Genomic DNA, 13,136 nt, shown 5'->3' on the forward strand with positions numbered 1-13,136 from the left:
TTCATCGCATCGATCAGCGATAGTCTTGATAGACGCTGGTGCTGCCATCGACGTGGATCAGCAGGACGTCGTAGGGGTCTTTGCGGTTGCCGTAGATCGGGCCGTCCATGCCGGGTGACCCGATCGGCATACCGGGAACGGCCAGGCCGATTGCGTCGGGCCTTTCTTCCAGCAGGCGCTTGATGTCGGCGGCCGGTACGTGGCCTTCGATGGCATAACCGCCGATCCTGGTTGTATGGCAGGAGCCAAACTGTCTGGCGATACCAAGCTGCTCCCGTATGGCGGTGTTGCCAGTATCGAAGGTGCGCACTTGGATGCCGGCTTCTTCAAGGTGCTGGACCCATTCGTGGCAGCAACCACAGTTGGGGTCTTTCCAGACTTCGGCGATCAGCTCCGATGCGATCGCCGCGCCTCCGCCGACCATGGAAAGAAGGAACAAGCCTGCCAACCAGGTACGGCGTTTGATGTCGAAATTCATCATGCTCGGCTCTTTAGACTCTCTAAATGATTTGACACAGAGATTCACGGGCTTGGTCATGATTCGTTCCCGCATGCACTATGCACTTTGTTTTCGATGCTAGGGAGCAGCCACTGTCAGACAGATGACTCGATCATTACATTCACGTCATCTGCATATCATCCAGGTGAGCTTCGCGCGGTGATCAGACTAGGACATGGCCTCAGCGCCGGATGGAGAGTGGCTGAACTGCCAGTGACACCAGATGGCATAGGCCGCCGGCAGCACCAGCAGGGTGAGGAACATGCAGAACCACATCCCGCCCACGACGGGTGCCGCGATGCGCGCCGACATGTCGGCACCGACGTCCGACTTCCACAGCAGCGGCATCAGCCCGAAAGTGGTGGTCACCACGGTCATCAGCATCGGGCGCAGGCATTTCAGGGCGCCGTCGATCACCGCCGCGTCCACGTCCTGCCCGGATCGCAGGCGACCCTGTGCGAACGCGTCGCGATAGGCCCGGTCGAGATAGACCATCACCACGATGCCGGTCTGCGCCGCGACCCCACCGACCGCGATCAAGCCCACCCAGGCGGAGGTCGACAGGTTGTAGTCGAGCAGCGCCAGCAGCCAGATGCCGCCCGCGACCGAGAACGGCACGGTCAGCAGCACCAGCCAGGTCTGCGCCCAATCGCGCAGGGACAGGTACAGCAGGCCGATGACCAGAATCAGTGTCAGTGGAATCACGGTCTGCAAATTGGCCTGCAGTTCCTCCATGAACTCGTACTGCCCCGTCCATTCGATCCGGTAGCCCGGCGGCAAGCGGAGCTGCTGGTCCACGACGGCCTTGGCGTCGTTGACCCAACCGCCCATGTCGCGCTGGGCGCTGTCGAAGTCGGCGAACACGTAGCCCACCAGCGTGCCGTTCTCGTTGCGGATCATCGGTGGGCCGGTGACCACACGCACGTCGGCCAGCGCGCGGAGTGGCACTGCCGTGCCAGCCTGTAATCCCTGTTCCCACAGGTTGCCGGCGCTGGCCGGCGCATCCATCGGGCCGGCGGCCGCGCCGGTTCCCATGCCGTCCATGCTCCCCGTGCCACCACCGCCCATGCCCATGGCGTCCATCCCTCCGCCCCGCGATTGCACCTGTGAGCGTGCGGCCGGCGAGCTGCCGCGGCCGGTACCGCCGGCACCGACGAAGGACAGGGATTCGGCGGCCGGGATCGGCACCAGAAGTGTCTGCAAGGCGTGCGGATCGTCGCGGAAATCGGCGGCGTAGCGCACGTTGACCGAATAGCGCGCGCGGCCGTCGATGACGGTGGACACGGGCATGCCGCCGACGGCGGTTTCCACCAGGTCGTGAACGTCGCGCACGCTCAGGCCGTAGCGCGCGATGGCGTCGCGGTCGGGCACGATGTCGATGTACTCGCGTCCACTCTGGCGCTCGGCGAAGGTGCTGCGGGTGCCCGGCACCTGCCGCAGCATCCCTTCGAGTTCCAGACTCATCCGCTCGATGCCCTCCAGGTCGGGGCCGAACACCTTGATGCCGACCGGGGTGCGCACGCCGGTGGTGAGCATGTCGATGCGGGTGCGGATGGGGGGCGCGATGGCTATCTGGTAGCCGGGCATTTGCAACGCGGTGTCGAGGTCGCGCGCCAGTTCGGACAGGGTGCGAGAGCGCTGATCCGGCCAGACCCTGCGCAGGCCGGTTTGCAGCCATTCCGGCGCCCAGCCGCTGTACCAGCGTTCGGTCGGCAGCAGCGGCCAAGCGTCGCGCGGTTTCAGTGTGACCACCGATTCGTTCATGTCCAACTGCGCCGGGTCGGTGGCCGTTTCCGCGCGGCCGGTCTTGCCGTGCACGCTGGCCACTTCGTCGAACTCCATGATGATGCGGTGCTGCGCATTCAACGCACGCCGGGCTTCCTCGATGGCAATGCCCGGAAAGGTCGTCGGCATCACCAGCAGCGATCCCTCGTCCAGCGGCGGCATGAATTCCGAGCCCAGGTGCATGAACGCCGGAATCGTGGCCAGCATGACCAGTGCGGCGGTGATCGATACTGCCACGCGCCGGCGCACCGCCATGCCCGCGATTGGCCGGTAGAGAGCGGTCAATACACGATTGACGGGATTCTGCGTCTCGGAGCGGAAGCGGCCTTTCAGCAGCCAGACCATCAGCGGCGGTGCCAGCGTGATCGACAGCACCGCGGCCGAGAACATCGCCAGTGTCTTGGTGTAGGCCAGCGGCGAGAACAGCTTTTCCGACTGGCCGGTCAGGGCGAAGACGGGCAGGAAGCTCACCGTCACCAGCAGCAGGGAATAGAAAATGGGGCGACCGACTTCCTTGCATGACTCGATAATGATGCGCACCCGGTCTTCGGGCCTGGAATTTTCCGCGAGTCGCTTGTGGGCGCGCTCGATCAGCACGACGCTCGCATCGGTCAGTTCGCTGATCGCGATGGCGGCGCCGCCCAGAGACATGATGTTGATCGACAGGCCGAGATAACGGATGACGATGAACGACATCAACACCGACAGTGGCAGGATGACGAGCACGATCAGGGCCGAGCGCACGTGCAGCAGGAAGATCAGGCAAATGATGACGACGATGGTCCCTTGTTCGATCAAGGTCGCGCGCAGGGTCGCGACCGAATCGAGAATCAGACCAGAACGGTCGTAGGTGGGAACCAGCCGCACACCGGGCGGCAGGGGGAGCGTTTCGATCTGTGCCTCAACCGCACGGATCACATCGAGCGCGTTGGAGCCGATGCGCATCACGACAATGCCGCCGACCGCCTCGCCGATGCCGTTGTAGTCCGCAGCACCGCGCCGGATCTCCGGGCCGAACTGCACGGTCGCCACATCGCGAACCCGCACCGGCACGCCGCCGGCGGTCACCGCGACTACGCTCTGTTCGAGATCGTCGAGTGTCCTGGCGTAACCGCGACCGCGCAGCACGTACTCGCGGCCGCCCATCTCCAGCACGCGCGCGCCGACCTCGACGTTGGCATCGCGCACGGCGCGCGAGACGTCCAGCGGCGTGATGCCATAGGCAACCAGCCGGTCTGGATCGAGCAGTATCTGGTACTGGCGCTCGAAACCGCCCAGCGAGGCGACCTCGGCGACACCCTGGACGCCCTGCAAGGCCGGGCGCACGGTGAAGTCCTGCAGGGCGCGCAGCTCGGCCAGGTCCAGGCTGCCGGAAGTGTCCTCCAGCACGTACTGGTAGACCCAGCCCACGCCGCTGGCGTCCGGCCCGAGGGTCGGCGATACACCGGCGGGAAGCTGCTGCTGCACCTGCCCGGTCTGTTCGAGCACGCGGGTACGCGCCCAGTAGATGTCGGTGTCGTCGTCGAAGATGGCGTAGACGAAACTCATGCCGAACATGGAGTAGCCGCGCACGACTTGTACGCCCGGCGTGCTCTGCAGCGCGCGCACCAGCGGATAGGTGATCTGGTCCTCGACCAGATCCGGGCTGCGCCCCATCCAGTCGGTGAAGACGATCACCTGCGGGTCGGACAGGTCGGGCAGCGCGTCGAGCGGCGTTTTGCGGATGGAGTCGGCGGCCCACAGTGCCAGCATGAGCGTCACACCGAGGACTACCCAGCGGTGCGTGGCGGACCATTCAATGATGCGCTCGATCATGTCAGTGCGAATGCTCGTCGTGTTCGCCGGCACGGCCGGTTTCGTCCTGCGCAGGGCCGGATTGACCGCCGTGGCCGAAGTGCCCGCCGCCGGAGGCGCGCAGCCGGCTTTCCGAGTCGATCAGGAAGACGCCCGAGGTCACCACGTGCTCACCAATCTCCAGCCCGTCGAGGATCTCCACCCGATCCGCGAAGCGGGCGCCGATCCTGACAGGGCGGGGCTCGAACAGGTTCTCCGGCGTGTGCACGAACACGTGTTGGGTCTGGCCGGTGTCGATGACCGCATCGCGCTTCACGGTGAGCGCGTCCCGAGTCGCGACCTGGAACTGGCCGCTGCCGTACATGCCGGGACGCAATCGCCCGTCGGTGTTCGGGACACTCATGCGCACGCGCACCGTCCGAGTGCGCTCGGTGAGCGTCAAATAGACGAATTCCACGTCGGCAGTGAAAGGCTCGCGGCCGGACGTCGGGAAGCTCAGCGTGGCCGTCGATCCGGTGCTGAGGTGCGCCGCATCGCCCTCCGCGACCTCGGCGATCACCCAGACCCGTGACAGGTCGGCAATGGTGAGGATTTCAGTGGACGGATCGATCGCGGTGCCCTGGGTGACGCCGCGGTTCAGCACGACACCGTTGATCGGCGCCGCGATCGTGACCAAGCGGCGCACTTCGCCGGTGTCCTCGATGCGGGCGATCTCCGCGTCGCTCATGCCGAGCAATGTCAGGCGGGTGCGCGCGGCATTCAGAACGGCGCTGGCCGGACCGCTGCCTGCTGCGCGACGCAACGCCGAAAGGTACTCGCTCTGGGAGGAATACAGCTCCTGCGAGAACACACCGCCCAGCGGCTGACCGGCGCGCACCTGTTGCCCGGTGGTGTTCACATACAGTTCTTCCAGCCATCCCGACACCCGCGTATGCACATGAATGACACGCGATTCGTCGGCGACGACGGTGGCCACGGCGCGCATCGGATCGTCGAGCCTTTGTGTGTCGACCAACTCGGTTTGTACGCCCAGCATTTCGATCTGCCGCGCTGACATATCGACCGGGGCACGTGCCGAGAGCAAGTCGCTGGCGCTCTCTCCGGCCGGCTGCGGGGCGGCCTGTGAGACGGCCGGGGTATGCGCGGTATGCCGCGAGAAGGGCCAACCCTGTCGTTGATCCTGGATATACAGCATCACGGCCAGCAACCCGACCGGGATCAGGGCGCTCGCGAGCAGGGTCCGTCGGCGAATGTCGGTCATTGGCTTACCTCCCGAAGCGTACCCGTGGCCCGATCCAGATTGGCCCAGGCCTCGCCGACCGCCGCTTCGACCATGATCTGCTCCGCCTGCACGTCCCACAGCGCCCGCGCGGACTCGATCACGGCGATCAGCGTGCCTTGCCCGGAGGCGTAGCTCGCCAGTGCAGCCTCGGTCGCCGCCTCTGCACGGGGCACGACTTCCGCCCGCAGCACTCGCGCCTGGGTCTGCACGGCATTGACTTCCTCTCGGGCGGCCAGGGCTTCGCCGGCCACCATGCTGCGCATGGCGATCAGGTCGGCATCCGCCATGCGCTGCATGGCGAGCGCCTCGTTGACACCGGAACGCAGGCTGTTGCGCCAGATCGGTACGCTGATGCCGACCATCAGCATCGTTTCGTCGCCTGTCATCATCGTCGAGGCACGTCCGACACTGACCATGCCCATCGGCCTGTACATGGAACGCATGACATGGACCTCGGCCTTGGCCCGATTCACTTCCGCGCTGCCGGCGGCAAGTTCCGGACGGTTGGTGGACGCTTGGTGCAGCACGTCGGCCTGCGATGCCGGCTCCTCCAGATAAGGGTCGTGTTCCAATGCCGGGATCGGCGCATCGGCGGGCCGTCCCATACTGGCGTTGAGCATCGCTTCAGCCCCCCGAATCTGCGCCAGCAATGCCTGTTGCTCGGCTTGCAGACGCGCGACTTCCACTTCGGCGCCCAAGACATCCGCCTGCGTGCTGGTGCCGCTGGCGTAACGGTTGGCCGCCACGCTGACGAGCTGCTCGGCGAGTGCCATCTGTTCGTCGACGATCCGTTGCATGCGGCGCCGCTCAAGCAGCATGAAGAAGCTGCGCCGTGCATCGAGCACCACGTCGAGTCCGGTGGCGTCCGCCCGCGCCCTGGCCCGGTCCGCATCGGCGAGCGCCACGGCCCGGCGATGCGAACGCACCCGTGACAGGGGAAAGCGTTGTTCGATCGAGATGCTGCGGTCGTATCGTCGGTCAACCCCCATCATGCTTTCGTCGGGGTAGCCGATGGAGGTGGTAATCATCGGGTCTTCGAGCGCCGAAACGATCGCGGGCCTCTCGGCCAGCGCGTCCGCCTGGGCGGTGGCGGCGGAGACTTCGGCTCGATTGCGCAGGGCCACGGACGTCACATCAGCGAGTCGCAACGGGTCCGGCAGCGCAACATCCGCAGCCGCGGCGCTCGCGATTGAAGCGACCAGGACCAGAGGTGCGAGAATGTGAGTGCGAGTCTGACGTATCACGATGGACACCTGTTATTTTTTCATTGCGCCTCCGGTGGCCGACCTCCGATGAGTTGCGAATCGGGTGCGATCGGAGCGAGAAGACTGGTCGTAGCGCTCATGAGTGGACGAAGACGTGAGTTCCGCCAGCGTTGCATTCCGTACTGTGCATGCACCAATCGCCTTTATGGATACTTGGCGCGGTCATTCCGTGATGCCTTGTGCGCAGGCTTTTGGCTTCGCGAGTAGCAGGCGGACTTGTCCGCAAGAAGGATGCTCCGCCCCTCAGTGCCGTCCTCTGTTGGGCGGAGCATTGCTCTTAGGCTGTCAAGGTGCCGCTGCTTCAGCTTCGTGCAATTTCGCGAGTTCTTCGTACTCCGTGGCGGTTTCCCGGTGGAGTTCGATCAGGCGATCACAATGCCTCGTCATCGACTGTCTTGCCGGCACACCGGTTTTGAGCTTCTGGTGGTCGTGCCGATAGGTATTGCGCATGGCTTCATGCTTTTCCACTTCCGTCCGCGCTTCGGCGGCCAGCGTGCGGTAGTAGACGGCGATGGCCAGATGATGCTCGGGCTTTTCAGACATTTCGTTGAGAAGTTTGACGATGGGCTCCTCTGCCGGCTGCGCATGCAGGGGAGCGGCGAAGGCAAAAAGTGCTGCCACCAAGACCATCCAGGGTGCTTTCATAGGTTTCATAGGTGTTCCTCCTAACGGGGGGTGTTGTACAGGGTTAACGGTTGGTGCGGATAACGCCGAGTCAGCTTGGGCAGCGGTTGCTGTCACATGGATGACCCACCAATTACATTTCTGTCATCGTTATGACATTTTTAAATGCAGCACTGAAAACAGCTTGATCAAGGCTCTATCGTGGTGCGAAAGGCAAAAAATCGCACTATCTGGGAGCAAGAAAGGCATGACAGGGGAATTGCAGCACCGTAATTGTGCAGTCATGCTGGCGACAGATTCGTCTTCGTAAAATCCGTTCCATAACTCGAATTCGTCTATAGACCGACTCTTGGGAGTGCAGTGCGTAGCACTCATCAGGCCGTGAGCTGGGCGCTGCGATCGGGGTCGACACCGAACCACGTAAGAGGAACTAAGATCATGCAAAACACGATGAAAGCGGCCGTCGTTCGCGCCTTTGGCGAACCACTCACCATTGAGGAAGTTCCTGTGCCCAGCGTGGGACCCGGCCAGATCCTCGTGAAGATTGCTGCTTCTGGCGTTTGCCACACTGATCTCCACGCCGCCGAGGGCGACTGGCCGATCAAACCGACGCCGCCCTTCATTCCGGGGCATGAGGGCGCTGGTTATGTCGCCGCCGTCGGTTCCAGGGTGGCACACCTCAAGGAAGGTGACCGGGTCGGCGTGCCTTGGCTGTATACTGCGTGCGGCCATTGTGTCCACTGCCTGGGCGGGTGGGAAACGCTGTGCGAACAGCAGCTCAATACTGGCTACTCCGTCAATGGTAGCTTCGCCGAATACGTCGTTGCCGATGCTAACTATGTAGGCCGCCTCCCTGATAACGTTGGATTCGTCGAAATCGCACCAGTTTTGTGTGCGGGTCTTACGGTGTACAAGGGGCTGAAGGTGACGGACACTAAAGCCGGCGATTGGGTCGTCATCTCGGGTATTGGCGGTCTGGGCCACATGGCGGTGCAGTACGCCAGAGCCATGGGCCTGAACGTCGTCGCGGTCGATGTAGATGATCGCAAGCTGGCGCTGGCTTCAAATCTCGGCGCGGCCTTGACGGTAAACGCTCGCGATGGTGATCCAACCGCCATCATCAAGAAGGAGGTCGGCGGCGCCCAGGGCGTGCTGGTTACAGCAGTATCGCCGAAGGCTTTTCAACAGGCGCTTGGCATGGTGCGCCGTGGCGGTACGGTAGCGCTCAACGGCCTGCCGCCTGGCGACTTCCCGCTCTCGATCTTCGACACAGTGCTGAACGGCATCACGGTCAGAGGATCGATCGTCGGAACCCGCCTAGACCTTCAGGAAGCGCTCACCTTCGCCCACGAAGGAAAGGTACGCGCGACCGTGCACACCGAACAGCTCAACAACGTCAATGATGTGTTCGCGCGCATGCGCCGGGGCGACATCGAGGGGCGCATTGTGATTGACATGGATCAAGGCTCATCCGAGTAGAAAACGCCTAAATATCTCGACGCCTGGGCCTTGTTGGTATCGGCGCTCTGGCAGTCAAACCGCTGTGCTTATGGTGCGCGCCGGACGCCTGAAATATCGCTGCGCCATGGCGGAGTCGAAGCTTCACAGATGCCCCGTTTGACGCGCAGAAACATGACGAGATGATTGCGGGTTTGTAATTACCGGGTCATGCCAGCGACAGTTTCTTCTCTCTAGACTCCCTCCGTAAGAATCCGGGTGCGTGGTGGCCGGCTTACTTTGCCATGGGCATTGCATGGCGCTTGTCGGATTCTCTAGGTACTCGTCGCTAACTGATCGGAGGCTGTCATGAAGCACTATTTTCATTTTCGTCCAACACTCGCCATGGCCTGCATTATCGGTGCTGTATTTGCTGCTCCAGCTTTCAGCGATGACGACATGAAGCGCCACGGTGGAGGTATGAGCATGGGGCAGCCGTCCGCCGCTCCCGACGCGCCTGCCCATGCCCCGGCCGCACAGGCCACCAGCCCCCAATCCACGGCCTCGCATGGTGCGCATGCGTCACCCGGCGATATGGCTGCGCGCATGGAGGACGCGGCAACCAAGATGAGGGAGCAAGGTCAGGCCATGGAGGCCATGGGTCGGCAGATGCAGGAAAAGAGCACGCAGATGCACCAGCAAGCCATGAAGGTGAAGAGCGGGGATTCGTCCACGACGATCGACATGGCCGCCATGGCACAGCACATGGAACAGATGCAGCAGCACATCGAACAGATGGAGCAACACATGGGGCACTCCGATATGCAAATGCAGCAGGTTGAATCCACCATGCAGCAAATGGATTCGAGCATGGGAGGCGGCATGAATAGGAGGCCGGGACATATGTAAGGGGGGCCACCCGCCATGGCGACGGGAAAGGTTGTGAACTGGAGACGAATCACTGCCCAGGCGGCGGTGATGTTCCTGCTGGCGTGCGGCACGAGCGTTGCGCAGACCACCGACGACCATGACGCGCATCACCCGGAGCAAGACGGGACCGTGACAGCGCAGCCGTCGGCTGATGTCGGCATCTCATCGACGCCAGGCAGCGATTCAATGGACGGCATGCCGATGGGCGAAACGCCATCGGTTGGCGCACCCACGGGCGACGACGATCATGCCGCGCATCACCCGGACGCGGCTGGCGGCAGTCCGATGGGCGGTATGGGCGACATGATGCGTGGCTCCATGAGCGCGATGATGGAGGACATGATGCGGGGTTGCCGTGGAGACGAATGCGGCCGCGACCGACGCATCGACAAGCTGTTGTATCCACAACTCATGGCGTTGCCGGACTTGCCGCCAGAGCGGCGCGCCAGCGTCGAGCAGCTTGCGCACCACCGAATGCACGAGGGCATTCAGGCGCTGGTGTCCCTGTCGTCCGAGGCGTCACAGGCGGTCCAGAGTAACGATGTCGCGGGGATGCAGGAGATCGCCGATCGCATGCGTGTGGCGTTGGTACAGGTCAACAACGGATTGTCCGCCTATCGCGCGCTGGCCGAAGGGCAGTCGCCGCGCGGTATCGCGCTGGAATGGTTTCGGCGTGAGATGAACCTCACCGATCCTCTGGTGACCGCACCGGCACACGGCGTTTTTGGCCTGTCGGGCTTCCACTACTTCACCATGGCGCTGCTGGCGTCCTTTGCAGTGTTGGCGACATGGATGATCGTTGCGCGCAACCGGCGCACACAGGCGGTCTTGGCCACCCTGCGCACTGGGGCGCCGACCTCTCCGCCCCCCTCGGCGGTACCCCCTCCTACTGGAGGCAGGCCTGTCCCCGCGGCACCGACACCTTTGGCCTCACCGATCGACGGCAGCCTGCAGGCGCGTGCGCCCGTGTCCCCCTTGGGCAGTTGGGTCGGAAAACTGCGGGTCGCCCGCATCTTCGAGGAGACACCCAAGGTCAAGACCTTCCGCCTCGCGCCGGTGGACGGCGTGGGCGCGTTGCCGTTCCAATTCGAGCCCGGCCAGTTCCTCACCCTATCGGTTCCCTCGGGCGAGAGTCAGGTCAGGCGCTCGTATTCGATTGCTTCCTCGCCCTGTTGCCATGGCTGGTGCGACCTGACCGTCAAGCACGAATACGGCGGCGTCGTCTCGGGCTATCTCCACGAACAGGTCAAGGAAGGCGATCTGCTCGACATCTCCGGTCCGTATGGCCGCTTCACCTTCCGCGGGATCGAGTCCGACAGCGTGGTGTTCCTGAGCGGTGGCGTTGGTATCACGCCATTGATGAGTTCGATCCGTTATTTGACCGACCAGAGCTGGAACGGGCGGATCGATCTGGTCTACGCCTGCAAGGATCTGGAAAGCGTGATCTTCCGCGAGGAACTGAACCACCTCGCACGCCGCCATCCGAACCTGCATGTGTCCTTTGTGCTGAGCGACGAGTCATCGGAGGCGTGGACCGGCCCGCGTGGGTTCATCACCGCTGAATTGCTGGGGCAGATTCCGGAGATCCGTTCGCGCCGCATTCACCTGTGCGGTCCGCTGGTGATGATGGACGCCGTCCGCAACGAACTGGGCAAGCTGGGCATCGACCCGGCGGTGGTTCATTCCGAGCTGTTCCTGAGCCCGCCGAAGCCCACGGCCCCCGGCTTGGCGGCGTCGTCAGGCGATACGGCGACGGCCGTTACCTGTAACTTCGAGCGGTCCGGGAAAAAGGCGCCGCTGGCTGTCGGCCAAACCGTCCTTGAGGCCGCCGAAGAAGCAGGCGTCCCGATCGAGTACGCCTGCCGGCAGGGCTACTGCGGCATCTGCAAGGTGAAGCTGCTGTCTGGTGAGGTCACCATGGAAGTGGACGACAGTCTGACCCCGCTCGATCGCTCCTCCGGCATGATCCTGGCGTGCCAAGCGAAGGCGTCGGCCGACATCTCGGTGGATGCGTAGATGGGCAAGCAGGATCGCATCGTCGCGACGATCATCTTCTCGGTGCTGGCGGTCTTATGGCTGGGCTTCCTGGTGCACCGCTCTCCGTTCTTCGCCGGAAGCCTTCTCGGCGGAGTGTTCGGTGTCGTCGGTGCTGCGTGCATGCTCGTGCCGCTCGTCTACACGGTGGTGAAACGCAGCGCCAAGCTGCGTCGCGCGTTCACCAAGAAGCACAGCTTCGGCTCGTTGCTGCAGGCGCACGTCTATTTTGGCTTGATAGGTGCACTGCTGGCCATCATTCATAGCGGCCACAAGTTCCAGAGTGTGCTTGGCGTTGCGCTGACGGCGTCGATGCTGCTGAGCGTGCTCACCGGGTTCATTGGCCAGTACTACCTACGCTACGTCGCCGAGAACATTCGCGAGAGGAAGGCGCAGCTCGACGGCCTGTGGCGTTCCCTGGATGGCCAGTACTGGACCTACGCGCAGGGACTGGCAGCGGACGGTGCCGGCACGGTCAAGGCCGCCGCCGAGCTGCTCCCGCTGGTGTCCGCTGCTGCCGATCTGCAGTACTCGGTCCAGTTCCAGGGGCGAGTACGCAAGCTGTTCAACGCCTGGCTGTCGGCGCATATCGCGTTCTCGATCATCTTCTATCTGCTGCTGGCGCTGCACATCTGGGCCGGCATCTACTTCGGGCTGCGTTGGTTCAGATGAGTCGAAAGGGAAAAATCATCGCCGCGCTGCTCGCGGTACTAGCGCCGGTGCTGGCATTCGCCCTGTGGAAGTACGTGCCGCAGACGCAGCGAGCCGCGACGTGGCAGAACATGGCCTCGCCGGGTCCACTGTCCAGCGCGCATGCGTTCCTGAAGGAGGATTGTACGGCGTGCCACACGCCGGTGAAGGGCCTGGAGGATGCGACCTGCGTCGCCTGCCATGCAAATGAGACTGTTCTGGTCCAGCGCCAACCGACGGCATTCCATGCCAATATCGCCGAGACAAGCAACTGCGTGGCCTGCCACAAGGAGCATGACGCCGGACATAGCCTGCGAGGCATGGACCACGCCGCGCTGGCCGGCATCATATTGCGGCAACTCGAACGCGCTCCACAGGGCCATGAAGGCGCAGTACTGCTCTCGCACCTGAAGGCGCACCGATCGGAGACCCTGCTGGGAAGCCGCAGATTCGCCAGTGGCATGACCTACAAGGAGACGCTGCTGGACTGCGCGAGTTGCCACAAGACCACCGATCCGCATACCCAGGTCTTCGGCAACGATTGCGCCACGTGCCACGGCACGGCCACCTGGTCAATTGCTGACTATCGGCACCCGTTGCCGAGCTCCACCGTGTGCGGCGAGTGCCACCTCGCGCCGCTTAGTCACTACAAGGAGCATTTCCGCATGATGTCACAGCCAATAGCGGGTGTGAGAAACGCGGAACCGGAGCAGTGCTACTTGTGCCATCAGACCACATCGTGGAACGACATCCGGGGGGTTGGTATCTATGACCACCATTGACTCGCGGAGGCCCC

Annotated in this window: 10 protein-coding genes; 5 read left to right on the forward strand and 5 right to left on the reverse strand. The window is 63.4% G+C overall.

The genetic code is table 11. The annotated features are described in order from the left end of the window. Window positions 1-13: 13 nt before the first annotated feature. The 5 genes from H7A13_08615 to H7A13_08635 form a co-directional block, all read right to left on the reverse strand. Window positions 14-481 carry a DUF411 domain-containing protein gene (locus H7A13_08615; GenBank protein ID MCP5333405.1) on the reverse strand — a complete coding sequence of 156 codons (468 nt, stop codon included), beginning with the start codon at window positions 479-481 and terminating at the stop codon, window positions 14-16. Window positions 482-667: 186 nt separating this feature from the next. Beyond that, window positions 668-4,099, reverse strand: a complete 3,432-nt coding sequence (locus H7A13_08620) for an efflux RND transporter permease subunit (protein ID MCP5333406.1) — start codon at window positions 4,097-4,099, stop codon at window positions 668-670. 1 nt (window position 4,100) lies between these two features. Further along, window positions 4,101-5,339 (reverse strand): efflux RND transporter periplasmic adaptor subunit, encoded by a 1,239-nt coding sequence (locus tag H7A13_08625; GenBank protein MCP5333407.1) that lies wholly within the window; start codon window positions 5,337-5,339, stop codon window positions 4,101-4,103. Continuing rightward, entirely contained in the window at window positions 5,336-6,613 is a 1,278-nt protein-coding gene (locus H7A13_08630) for a TolC family protein (protein ID MCP5333408.1), read from the reverse strand. The genes H7A13_08625 and H7A13_08630 overlap by 4 nt, the downstream gene beginning before the upstream one ends. A 297-nt stretch (window positions 6,614-6,910) precedes the next feature. Next, window positions 6,911-7,270 carry a hypothetical protein gene (locus tag H7A13_08635; protein MCP5333409.1) on the reverse strand — a complete coding sequence of 120 codons (360 nt, stop codon included), beginning with the start codon at window positions 7,268-7,270 and terminating at the stop codon, window positions 6,911-6,913. 417 nt (window positions 7,271-7,687) lie between these two features. Here H7A13_08635 and adhP point away from each other — a divergent pair, with 417 nt between their 5' ends. From adhP to H7A13_08660, 5 genes are all read left to right on the forward strand, one after another. Then, window positions 7,688-8,728, forward strand: coding sequence for an alcohol dehydrogenase AdhP (gene adhP, locus H7A13_08640; protein ID MCP5333410.1), 1,041 nt, complete (start codon window positions 7,688-7,690; stop codon window positions 8,726-8,728). Window positions 8,729-9,055: 327 nt separating this feature from the next. Then, complete coding sequence (locus tag H7A13_08645) at window positions 9,056-9,595, forward strand: hypothetical protein (protein MCP5333411.1); 540 nt, start codon at window positions 9,056-9,058, stop codon at window positions 9,593-9,595. Between the two features lie 15 nt (window positions 9,596-9,610). Continuing rightward, window positions 9,611-11,632 carry a 2Fe-2S iron-sulfur cluster binding domain-containing protein gene (locus tag H7A13_08650; protein ID MCP5333412.1) on the forward strand — a complete coding sequence of 674 codons (2,022 nt, stop codon included), beginning with the start codon at window positions 9,611-9,613 and terminating at the stop codon, window positions 11,630-11,632. Continuing rightward, entirely contained in the window at window positions 11,633-12,322 is a 690-nt protein-coding gene (locus H7A13_08655; GenBank protein MCP5333413.1) for a hypothetical protein, read from the forward strand. It abuts the gene before it with no gap. Beyond that, the gene (locus tag H7A13_08660) at window positions 12,319-13,122 is read left to right on the forward strand and encodes a cytochrome C (protein ID MCP5333414.1); all 804 of its coding nucleotides are present in this window, start codon (window positions 12,319-12,321) and stop codon (window positions 13,120-13,122) included. Before H7A13_08655 ends, H7A13_08660 begins: the two co-directional genes overlap by 4 nt. Window positions 13,123-13,136 lie beyond the last annotated feature (14 nt).

Source organism: Pseudomonadales bacterium, from assembly GCA_024234215.1.
Classification (GTDB): Bacteria; Pseudomonadota; Gammaproteobacteria; order Pseudomonadales; family UBA5862; genus JACKOQ01.

What these genes read in the sequence shown, in the direction of transcription:
- H7A13_08660 (MCP5333414.1), top strand. Translation starts at nt 12,319, where the DNA reads ATGAGTCGAAAGGGAAAAATCATCGCCGCGCTGCTCGCGGTACTAGCG.
- H7A13_08645 (MCP5333411.1), top strand. Translation starts at nt 9,056, where the DNA reads ATGAAGCACTATTTTCATTTTCGTCCAACACTCGCCATGGCCTGCATT.
- H7A13_08655 (MCP5333413.1), top strand. Translation starts at nt 11,633, where the DNA reads ATGGGCAAGCAGGATCGCATCGTCGCGACGATCATCTTCTCGGTGCTG.
- adhP (MCP5333410.1), top strand. Translation starts at nt 7,688, where the DNA reads ATGCAAAACACGATGAAAGCGGCCGTCGTTCGCGCCTTTGGCGAACCA.
- H7A13_08620 (MCP5333406.1), bottom strand. Translation starts at nt 4,099, where the DNA reads ATGATCGAGCGCATCATTGAATGGTCCGCCACGCACCGCTGGGTAGTC.
- H7A13_08635 (MCP5333409.1), bottom strand. Translation starts at nt 7,270, where the DNA reads ATGAAAGCACCCTGGATGGTCTTGGTGGCAGCACTTTTTGCCTTCGCC.
- H7A13_08650 (MCP5333412.1), top strand. Translation starts at nt 9,611, where the DNA reads ATGGCGACGGGAAAGGTTGTGAACTGGAGACGAATCACTGCCCAGGCG.
- H7A13_08615 (MCP5333405.1), bottom strand. Translation starts at nt 481, where the DNA reads ATGATGAATTTCGACATCAAACGCCGTACCTGGTTGGCAGGCTTGTTC.
- H7A13_08625 (MCP5333407.1), bottom strand. Translation starts at nt 5,339, where the DNA reads ATGACCGACATTCGCCGACGGACCCTGCTCGCGAGCGCCCTGATCCCG.